The sequence below is a fragment of the Rhodopirellula sp. JB055 genome (assembly GCF_043100905.1).
Lineage (GTDB): Bacteria > Planctomycetota > Planctomycetia > Pirellulales > Pirellulaceae > Rhodopirellula.
Genome location: NZ_JBICHO010000591.1, coordinates 1 through 8551 on the forward strand (window position 1 = coordinate 1; position 8551 = coordinate 8551).

Annotated in this window: 12 protein-coding genes and 1 pseudogene; 5 read left to right on the forward strand and 8 right to left on the reverse strand. The window is 55.2% G+C overall.

Annotation, left to right across the window (positions count from 1 at the left end; genetic code table 11):
- Positions 1-485 precede the first annotated feature (485 nt).
- A complete protein-coding gene (locus tag ACF8AM_RS23110; RefSeq protein ID WP_392557927.1) occupies positions 486-1412 on the reverse strand; it encodes an IS3 family transposase in 927 nt (308 codons plus the stop codon).
- 35 nt (positions 1413-1447) lie between these two features.
- Positions 1448-1762, reverse strand: coding sequence for a transposase (locus ACF8AM_RS23115; protein WP_392557916.1), 315 nt, complete (start codon positions 1760-1762; stop codon positions 1448-1450).
- A gap of 97 nt (positions 1763-1859) precedes the next feature.
- On the opposite strand from ACF8AM_RS23115, the gene ACF8AM_RS23120 reads away from it, so the two are divergent.
- A complete protein-coding gene (locus ACF8AM_RS23120; RefSeq protein ID WP_392557917.1) occupies positions 1860-2114 on the forward strand; it encodes a hypothetical protein in 255 nt (84 codons plus the stop codon).
- Here the strand turns inward: ACF8AM_RS23120 and ACF8AM_RS23125 are convergent.
- From ACF8AM_RS23125 to ACF8AM_RS23135, 3 genes are read right to left on the reverse strand one after another with little or no spacing between them, the layout of a single operon-like run.
- Positions 2111-2332, reverse strand: coding sequence for a type II toxin-antitoxin system HicA family toxin (locus ACF8AM_RS23125; protein WP_392557918.1), 222 nt, complete (start codon positions 2330-2332; stop codon positions 2111-2113). The two genes, ACF8AM_RS23120 and ACF8AM_RS23125, sit on opposite strands and share 4 nt — an antisense overlap.
- Positions 2322-2627, reverse strand: a complete 306-nt coding sequence (locus ACF8AM_RS23130) for a type II toxin-antitoxin system HicB family antitoxin (protein ID WP_392557919.1) — start codon at positions 2625-2627, stop codon at positions 2322-2324. Before ACF8AM_RS23130 ends, ACF8AM_RS23125 begins: the two co-directional genes overlap by 11 nt.
- The gene (locus ACF8AM_RS23135; RefSeq protein WP_392557920.1) at positions 2624-3094 is read right to left on the reverse strand and encodes a hypothetical protein; all 471 of its coding nucleotides are present in this window, start codon (positions 3092-3094) and stop codon (positions 2624-2626) included. Before ACF8AM_RS23135 ends, ACF8AM_RS23130 begins: the two co-directional genes overlap by 4 nt.
- Positions 3095-3602: 508 nt before the next feature.
- Between ACF8AM_RS23135 and ACF8AM_RS23140 the strand changes: the two genes are divergently transcribed.
- The 3 genes from ACF8AM_RS23140 to xerC all read left to right on the forward strand — a co-directional run bounded on the left by ACF8AM_RS23140 (position 3603) and on the right by xerC (position 6169).
- Positions 3603-4919 carry a hypothetical protein gene (locus ACF8AM_RS23140; protein ID WP_392557921.1) on the forward strand — a complete coding sequence of 439 codons (1317 nt, stop codon included), beginning with the start codon at positions 3603-3605 and terminating at the stop codon, positions 4917-4919.
- A 73-nt stretch (positions 4920-4992) separates the two neighbouring features.
- The gene (locus ACF8AM_RS23145; RefSeq protein ID WP_392557922.1) at positions 4993-5238 is read left to right on the forward strand and encodes a hypothetical protein; all 246 of its coding nucleotides are present in this window, start codon (positions 4993-4995) and stop codon (positions 5236-5238) included.
- Between the two features lie 28 nt (positions 5239-5266).
- A complete protein-coding gene (gene xerC, locus ACF8AM_RS23150; RefSeq protein ID WP_392557923.1) occupies positions 5267-6169 on the forward strand; it encodes a tyrosine recombinase XerC in 903 nt (300 codons plus the stop codon).
- Positions 6170-6214: 45 nt separating this feature from the next.
- On the opposite strand, the gene rpiB is transcribed toward xerC, so the two are convergent.
- Entirely contained in the window at positions 6215-6688 is a 474-nt protein-coding gene (gene rpiB, locus ACF8AM_RS23155) for a ribose 5-phosphate isomerase B (RefSeq protein WP_392557924.1), read from the reverse strand.
- 199 nt (positions 6689-6887) lie between these two features.
- Between rpiB and ACF8AM_RS23160 the strand changes: the two genes are divergently transcribed.
- A complete protein-coding gene (locus ACF8AM_RS23160; protein ID WP_392557925.1) occupies positions 6888-7163 on the forward strand; it encodes a hypothetical protein in 276 nt (91 codons plus the stop codon).
- A gap of 55 nt (positions 7164-7218) precedes the next feature.
- On the opposite strand, the gene ACF8AM_RS23165 is transcribed toward ACF8AM_RS23160, so the two are convergent.
- Both ACF8AM_RS23165 and ACF8AM_RS23170 read right to left on the reverse strand, forming a co-directional pair.
- Positions 7219-8244 (reverse strand): AAA family ATPase, encoded by a 1026-nt coding sequence (locus tag ACF8AM_RS23165; RefSeq protein ID WP_392557926.1) that lies wholly within the window; start codon positions 8242-8244, stop codon positions 7219-7221.
- A 10-nt stretch (positions 8245-8254) separates the two neighbouring features.
- Positions 8255-8551: pseudogene (locus ACF8AM_RS23170) on the reverse strand (lipase family protein); the annotation flags it as partial.

Consider the following 8551-nt stretch of genomic DNA (forward strand, 5'->3'; position numbering starts at 1 on the left):
CGAAGACTTGGGTATTGGATCGGAGGGGCAGTGGACATCTGTCGAACTCGGATACAAATGGTACTTTTCGGTCGAAAGACTCAAATTCACTGAATCTAGAGAAGATATTTGGTTTAAAACAGTGTTGGAAAATATCGAGAAAATAGAATCGAACCAGTGACTCCTCTGAACTACCCAGCCTGCGATAAAACCATTGTCGTCCCAATGGGAGTGTAGCTGAGCAGTGTTGTTATGCGGAGAGGGTTGGGGTGTCTTGGTTCAGCGGGAAATGGAATTTGCTAAACGGCGAGTACTACAGGATGGCGGCTTCCTGCCGGGAAGATCGGGCATCGTGCCCGAAGGTTTTAGGCATGACGGAAAAACCGAAGGGAAGAGTGGCGGCACCTTGCGACACCGCCGCCCTTCGGATTTTCACTTGGCTCGGCGCTCGAGTTGGTCCTCACCAGAGCTCTATCCTCCGACCAAGCGTTTGTAGTCTCTCGCGATCAACTCGCAATTGCAAGCGATGCATTTTCTCGACGACGTGACCGAGCTTCTTCAAGCTTACGATCACGCTCGGTGTGAATTTCATCGGTCAAACCAGCTAAACAGTCTGACGGAGTGATGTAGCCGATCGAGCTGTGCAAACGCACCTCGTTGTAATGACGGACGTAATCGCCTATCTGCTTGACCGCTGCAGCGTAGTCACGAGGAGGATTCGGGCGGATGCATTCCTTTTTCATGGTGCCGTAGAATCGTTCTTGCTTGCCGTTGCTTTGCGGGTAGTACGGACTCGTCGTGACATGCGTCAGGCCGTTGAAGCGAACGAACGCTTTGAAATCTTTTGCAATGTACTGAGGTCCATTATCGCTGATGATCCGTGGCTTGACGCCCGGGTGCTTTTCAAGTGCCGCCTGGATCACAATCTCGATGTCCACTTCGGTCATCGCTTGACGCAGTTCATGGTGAACGATGTACCGACTGTAACCGTCGAGCACTGTGATCAGGTAGAAAAACGTCCCGCCAACGTTGATGTAGGAAACATCCGTGTGCCAGTGTTGATGCGGCATTTTCGGCTGTTTGAAGCCCGTTCCTTTGGAAGAAGGCTTGGTGGACTTTCGGTCCAAACGCCCAGCTGCTTTAAGCACCCGGTAAACCGTTGAGGGGCTGACCGCAACAACATCATCGTCAAGCATCATGAATGTCAAGCGACGATATCCTTCCAACGGGTTCTTGTCATGGAAGGCCACAATGGCTTGTTGCTCCCATGGCAGAAGCCACCAGTCGCGTGGGATTTTTCCGTTGTGATCGTTGACTTTCCCGTATCGCTTCTTCCACGTGTCAAACTTGCTAGTGGACAAACCGATCCAGGCGAGGAATTGCTTGGCAGGCAACTCAGTTCGCTCCTTCCAGTGATTGACGTAATCAACGATTTGGTCTCTTGTATCATGAGGAACCCAGCGACCGTTTAGAGCTCCCCATTGGCTTTTTTTGAGCGAATGTTCTCCTCCATCAACTCTGAGATCACTTCGTTCTTGGCATCAAGTTTTTCGCGAAGCTTCTGGAGTTTGGCGTCGTGTTTGGACGACTCGGCCTTGGCTGCCCTGGTCGACTCAAACGCTTGTTCAAGTTGCTGAAGTGCCGCATTGATCCAGTTGTGAATCATGGTTGGCTGGACATTCATTTCGTCCGCGATCTGCGAGACAGGAATTTGCTCTTTGAGATGCCTGCGAACTGCGTCTGCTTTTTGCGTCGCTGTGAAAGATCGTCGTTTTCGGGTCATCAGAATTCTCCTCGGGTGGTGAAATTAACTCACCGGAGGCAAAATTCCAATTCCATGAGAGGCAAGACACGGCAATCACCCAAGCGAACCAAACCCAATGGCACGACGCAACCCAGGCCAGCAGTTCGAGTACGCCATCGAGACATTGAGGCAAACCATCGCCGTCAATCTTCGCATCAAACCGGAGCGGTTGAAGTTCGGGCCGCTACCGGGCAATGGGATCGGCATGCGTGGAACCGCTGGCGATCATTGGCAAATCCACTACCGCGGCGATTGGCGGGAGTTACCTTGGCACCCAGAGGGCCCCGAGAGCGTGACACAAGATCACGTTCGGCAATGGCATGGGACCTAGGCTTTCCAGAACTCCTCGAGGTCGACCCCCGATTGCTTGATAACTGCACGCAGCGTGCCGCGGCGGAGCGGCTTATTGCCATGGTCAGGCACCGTTGTACTGCGCCCGTCAGGATGCCGCACCACAATATGGCTGCCTCTTTGCCTGTCCTTCTCAAACCCAAAGTTTTTGAGCTTGCGCAGTACCTCTCTGGCGTTTAGCTGAGGTTCATTGCCCATCAATCAGAATGCGAATCACCTTAGAATCGCTCTCGATTTCAACGACAGGTTCTTCGGAATACATCATCGATTCGTTGTGAGCCTTCCGGCTTTCTGCTAACGCCAGAAACGCTTCCTGGATGTTTTGAATCGCCTCGTCGGCTGAATCACCATCACTGACGATGCCTGGATAGTGTTTTGCACAAATTACGAAGCCACCATCCTCATCAGGAGTTAGCACGGCTTCGAACGTGTAGCAATTGTCGCTTGGATACCTCCAGCCAACAACTTCAGGGCAGACGGCTTCGTTAATCATTTCTGTTCACTTCCTTCACGGGGAGACATCAACTCAGCAGTGATTCGCCAAGAACCAATCTGCTCCCCATTCCAGATCAAATCGATGGAATAGTTTCCGTCCTTACGCGGGATCGGCAGCAACGGCATGTCAATTATAGCTTCGGCGTTTTGCACGGGGTCCGAACATTTCATTTTGAAGTTCATTTCCATGAGCACCTTTGCTTCTGTCAAATCGACAAGTTGAAGCAAAAAAGCTTGCTCATTCCGAAGTCCTGTCAGGGAAAGATAGAGGTAGGGCGACCCCATTCGCGAAACCGGACCGCTCAATCTTTGCTTTTGTTCACCATTTTCTTCAACTATTTCCGCATCCTGCGACGGGACGATGACAATTTTGGTGAATGTCCCAGCAATCACGTGCTTTCCAGACCGCCGGTCTTGGTAAACGTGGTCAGCAAGAACCATTGCTTGGAGGACAGGTTTCACCATCAGGCAATCTGAAAATCAGGCTCGGAATTAAAGCAAGTAAACGTTAACGCGAAAGCCGGCGTCAACAGCCATCCGAGATGGCTGCTAGCTGAATAAAAAAGGGTATACCCTTTTTTGGAGGGATTAACACGCCCAAACAGGGTTTCACGCAAAAGCGAAAGTGGTGTTTCTTTTATAGGGAAACAAGCGTTTTGCGGGGTAGCAAGGGAGGCTGCTTTCAGTTTTCAAGACTAGAGCCTTCGTCCACCCATCCGGAAGGGCGGATTCTAGTGGGCAACCGCCACTTCGCCCAGACGAGTGGCGACTTGTGTGGCGTTAGCAGTGCAGGGTTTTTGATTTGTGGAGTTTGATCCCGCCAGTTGTCGCCGCTTCCTGGTTCTGAGGCGGGCGTGGCAGAGCAATTTGCTCGACTATTCGTTTCAGGAGAAAGAACGAAATTCTTCCGATTGGGGTAAAGGATTCGGGAGCGGTGGGCCGATGAGAGGTGTGGGGGTGGAGACATTGCGCGATGACCGAGGGGTCGATCGTGAAACACATGGCTCGCCAAATGACTTTCTTCTTCGCGTCCGCTTGGACTCGCACCACGATGGTGTGGGTGTGTCTGAGCGTCTCGCTTCTGAGTGGCTGCACGCTCATCCCAGCAGCACGTCAGCGAGACACGCTGCACAACCCGTTTCCGCAAATGAAGCGGGTCGCCGTGCTGCCGTTTTACAACCAAAGTCACCAACCCAACGTGGATGGTGAGGCGGTTGCACGATCGTATTACGCTGCTTTGCAAGCGATTCCTGGGTTTGAAGTCTTGCCGGTGGGCGTCACCTCGACGCAGTATCAAACCTTTTCGATGCAGTTCGGCGAACCTCGTGTCGGTGCTGATTTTCAACGGCTGGCACAGATGATGGATGTCGAAGCGATCGTGGTCGGATCGGTCACTGATTTCGATGCCTACTATCCACCTCGGATGGGAATGACAGTTCATTGGTACGCTGCCAACGAAGGGTTTCACGCGATTCCGCCCGGGTACGGTTTGCCTTGGGGGACGGAGGCCGAAGAGAAAATCCCAGCTCGGATCGTTCGGGAAGCTGAATTCGAATTGGCGCGCAGCCAGCTCAAAACGCAAACGCCGCAGCGAATGCCCGAAGCAACACCGGTCGACCAAGCGGCGGAAGACGTTGTGAAACCGGAGCCCGACTTTGCCGATGCAAACCCACTCCGGAAAGAAGCGGATCCATTTGGCGACGACCAATCACCTCGCGAAGCCAGTTCCGCTGGCGTCATTCGCTTGGTGGATCATCATTCCTACCAGGCCGAAGTGGCTGAACATCAAGTCGTCAGTCCCAACATCGCACCTTCGATCAGCGAGGGGGACGTGATTTGGGAAGAAGACTTGGGTTGGGAAGGCGATGCGGTCGTCGATGACAGTGACATGAATCTCAGCGTCATGGATCCGAACGGAGTGATGTTCGAAGAGTCGTGTGGTTCGGAAGGGTTTGCGAACGATGCTCCGCTCCCGCCGGCTTGGCCCGATCCGACGGATCTGATCCCTGATCCGCCAGCGATGACGCCTCCTCCGATGGTCGCTCAGCATGACCCCGTGCTCTCACACACTCGGTTGTATCGCGGTGATGATCCGTACTTCACGCAGCGTTTGGCAGACTACGTTGAGACGGGGGATGATGCGCGTGGGATGGCTTGGCAGGGTTATGTCAAACGTAGCGATGATTTCATTCGTTTCTGTTGTCACCTGCACATCGTCGAAATGTTGGAGTCCAGAGGCGGTCGCGACCAAAGCGACCTCATTCTGCGCTGGCCCGTGAGCCGATACTGAGCAGCATCGCGGGAAACTCCGCCAACGGAAGTTTCTCCGGATCCGCGACATTCGCACTCAGGACGATCAAACGATGGAAAAGGAAGTCAACGTGTTGGCCTTGGTCAAAGGCGAAGAGCTTTTCGTCTTCTTGTTCGACGACGAGAACCGTGACGAGACCCTGCGTCAGTTGGCACGTTTTGCTGCCAACCCGGAGCTGGATTTTTCGTGGTACGACGCGGCGATGTTGTCTCGCAAAATTCGCGAAACCGTGGTGGTGGACGACGAGGTGTCGGCCAGTGCCGAATTCGATTCGCTTTCCATCGATGACTTTGTTTGATTCATTCCGTCAGCAGTGAGCCACGGTTTTGCGAACGGCAATCACCCGATTTCTGCAGCACATGGCGACCGAACGCAATGCGTCTGACTTGACGATCAAAGCGTACCGGGAAGACTTGTTTGCATTCGCGGAATGGATCGGGCAAGCAGACGTTGGCCGCGTGCAGTTGGATTCGCTGACACCGCAGCAACTGAGGCAGTTTCAAGCCGCTCTGCAGCAGGCAGGTTACGCTCGCAGCACGATCTCGCGAAAACTGGCTTCTCTGCGAAGTTTCTTCAAGTTTGCAATGCGAGAAGGCTTGGCGACCAGCAACCCGGCCAAGCCACTTCGGAATCCGCGGAGCAATCGAAAGCTGCCTCACGTTTTGACCAGTGACGAAGTCGGAAGGTTGTTGGTGGCACCACCTGCGGTCAGTGAATCGGGGCTGCGTGACCGAGCGATCTTAGAGACGATGTACTCGTCGGGCTTGCGTGTCAGCGAGCTGGTTGGGTTGCGGGACGGTGACCTGGATTTCTCGCAAGGGATCACGCGGGTTCGCGGGAAAGGCCGCAAGGAACGGATCAGCCCACTGGGATCGTTTGCGATCAAAGCGATCCAAGCCTACGCCGGTCGTCGCAGCCGATCGCCGGAGTCGGAAAAGCTCGGTCGATTGGCGCCGGTCTTCGTCAATCGGTTCGGCAACATCCTGACTACGCGGAGTGTCGGGCGGATGCTAGAGAAGTACATTGCCAAGGCGGAGTTGGATTCGCGAACCAGTCCTCACACGTTGCGGCATTCGTTCGCGACTCACCTGCTCGATCGCGGCGCGGACATCCGCAGTGTGCAAGAACTGCTCGGTCACAAGTCGCTGACGACGACCCAGATCTACACGCATGTCAGTGCGGCAAATCTGCGGCAAGTCTATGAGAAGGCTCACCCTCGCTCGGCGTGACAGAGCGATCGTGAACGCTCGCTCGAGTCGTTCGCCGTCACTGAATCAGTCGCACTCCAGAGCCAGGATCTTGTTGAGGCGGCGCTGGTGGCGTTCTTCGGGGGTGTAGTTGGCGTTCAGGAACGACGAGATGATCTCGTAAGCCAGTTCACTGCCGATGATTCGGCCGCCGATGCAGAGCACGTTCATGTCGTCGTGCTCCACGCCTTGGCGCGCGGAGTACGTGTCGTGGCAGATCGCCGCGCGGATCCCGGTGATTTTGTTGGCGGCGACACTGACGCCGACACCACTGCCGCAGATCAGGAGTCCGCGGTCGGCTTCACCGCTGTTGATTCGCTCGGCGACTTCGACAGCGAAATCGGGATAGTCACAGGAGGTTTCGTCATCGGTTCCGCAATCGATCAGACTGGTGACTTGCGATTCGAAACGCTCGACAACGAGTTGTTTCAGAGCGAAACCGGCATGGTCACCACCAACAGCCAGGCGAATGGGCGAGACGGAATCCGCATTTTGCGACATAGGACCAGGTACCGACGAAAGAACGAGCCAAAAACGAGAAGCTTCGAAGACGCCACAAGATAGTCGTTCGGCGGCGATTCGTAACCGGGGCTTGGGATCCAGGTGGTTGGGCAGGATTGCGAATTGCAAAATGGACATTGCAAATTAGCAATTGGGATCGGTGAAATCGGGGGCCTTGATGGACCGAAGTCACCTGGCAATGAAACATTTGTCTTGCAAATTTCCGGCACGTCTCGACGCCGGCCCCTCCGGGGCGACGTCGGCAGTCGAGCACGACAGATGGGCTGCCAAGCCCGGCGACATCGTAACCCGACGCGTGAGTTTTGAAGTTGCGCTTTTGCGTGAGGCATTGGTTTTTCATAGCCCGACGCGTCAGCGAGGCGAAGTCAACATCGTTTTTCCCTCGCTGACGCTTCGGGTTATGAGAAAGCTGACGCTTCGGGTTTTGAGAAAAGCGCAACTTCAAAACGCGTGAGCGAGGGACCACACCGTCATCCCCACAACGAACCGTCGTGGGGAACTTCGCCTAGCTAAATCAGATCGTCGTCGTCCTCGTCTTCGCGATCGGGGTGCAGTGGATCGTCGGCGTCGAAGAAGAGGTCTGCGAGACCCAAGGGGACAGCGTCGCCGCCGAGGGTGCGTTTGCGGCGTTCGGCGAGTGATTCTAGATCGACGGCTTCGTCACCCAGGCATTTTTCAAGGGCTTCTTGCCAGGCGGCGTCGTGTGCGACGGGGTGCGAAGGGTTTTGCTTCATTCGCTTGATCGCGAATCGCAGCAGGTTGATGCCATCTCGCGGCGAGAAATCCAGTTTTAACTCGTGGGACCGCTGCAGAAAATCGACAGTCAGGGCGAGCATCTCTGGTTCGGCGAAGGGCAGGTGGTACTGCAGGATCGCCATTTCGTCTTGCTTGTTGGGGAATCCCACCTGCAGTGTTGGTTGCAGTCGACTGAGGATGTAATCGGGGATCTCGAACGTCGATTCGTCTTGGTTCATCGTCACGGCCGAGCGGAACTCGGGGGAGGCGGGGATCGTGATCCCTGCAACGATGGATTCGACGTAGCGGCGGCTGTCGAAAAGCGGTGCCAGCGAGGCCCAGGACTTTTCGTTCATGCGGTTGCCTTCGTCCAAGATGCAAACGCCGCCCGTGATCATCGCACTGACCAGTGGCGAGGCGTGGTATGCAATTTCGCCACCGCGGCTGAGCACGGGGGTGATCAGCAAATCCTCGGGGCGAGTGTCCGAGGTGCACTGGTAGATGTAGAGCGGCAATCCCTGACGTTTGGTCGCGGCGATGGCCAGTTGTGTCTTGCCGACGCCTGGTGAACCGATCAAGCGAGGCGTGAGTGGAAGATCGGATTCATCCACCGTCAACCAGCAGGCCAGAAGCTGCATCAGCAACTCGTTTTGACCGATCCAGTCCCCTGCCGCTTCATAGGGATGAGCGAGTTTGAGTTCCACGCCACCGATTTGAACGACCTCCGGCTCACGCGCAGAGCGATCGGAGGCGGAAGGGCTGGGCGATGAATCAGGCGATGGATTCGACGACGAATTCATGAGGTGTCCGTCAGGAGGCTTTCGTTTCAGATTTCTGTTTCGTCAAGTCTGAAGCATTCACGGGGCTTTCGCCACGCCCCATCGCGTCTTGTTCGTCGCGAACGGCTTCCAAGATCGGATCAATGTAATTGTGCAACGGGTGGTCACTGAAGTGATCGATGCGAAACCGCCGTAAGGCGCGCAGGAACCCATGCCAGCGGTCGCGACGTTTGCGAAGCATCCCAAGGTGCCCGATCCGCCCGTTTCGATTGATATACACTTCCGTTCCGCAGTGCCGATAACCCATCCACGCGGGTGGGACGCGGGT

Coding starts and splice junctions, on each gene's coding strand:
- ACF8AM_RS23115 (WP_392557916.1), bottom strand. CDS start 1,762: ATGACCCGAAAACGACGATCTTTCACAGCGACGCAAAAAGCAGACGCA.
- ACF8AM_RS23120 (WP_392557917.1), top strand. CDS start 1,860: ATGGCACGACGCAACCCAGGCCAGCAGTTCGAGTACGCCATCGAGACA.
- ACF8AM_RS23125 (WP_392557918.1), bottom strand. CDS start 2,332: ATGGGCAATGAACCTCAGCTAAACGCCAGAGAGGTACTGCGCAAGCTC.
- ACF8AM_RS23130 (WP_392557919.1), bottom strand. CDS start 2,627: ATGATTAACGAAGCCGTCTGCCCTGAAGTTGTTGGCTGGAGGTATCCA.
- ACF8AM_RS23135 (WP_392557920.1), bottom strand. CDS start 3,094: ATGGTGAAACCTGTCCTCCAAGCAATGGTTCTTGCTGACCACGTTTAC.
- ACF8AM_RS23140 (WP_392557921.1), top strand. CDS start 3,603: ATGACCGAGGGGTCGATCGTGAAACACATGGCTCGCCAAATGACTTTC.
- ACF8AM_RS23145 (WP_392557922.1), top strand. CDS start 4,993: ATGGAAAAGGAAGTCAACGTGTTGGCCTTGGTCAAAGGCGAAGAGCTT.
- rpiB (WP_392557924.1), bottom strand. CDS start 6,688: ATGTCGCAAAATGCGGATTCCGTCTCGCCCATTCGCCTGGCTGTTGGT.
- ACF8AM_RS23160 (WP_392557925.1), top strand. CDS start 6,888: ATGAAACATTTGTCTTGCAAATTTCCGGCACGTCTCGACGCCGGCCCC.
- ACF8AM_RS23165 (WP_392557926.1), bottom strand. CDS start 8,244: ATGAATTCGTCGTCGAATCCATCGCCTGATTCATCGCCCAGCCCTTCC.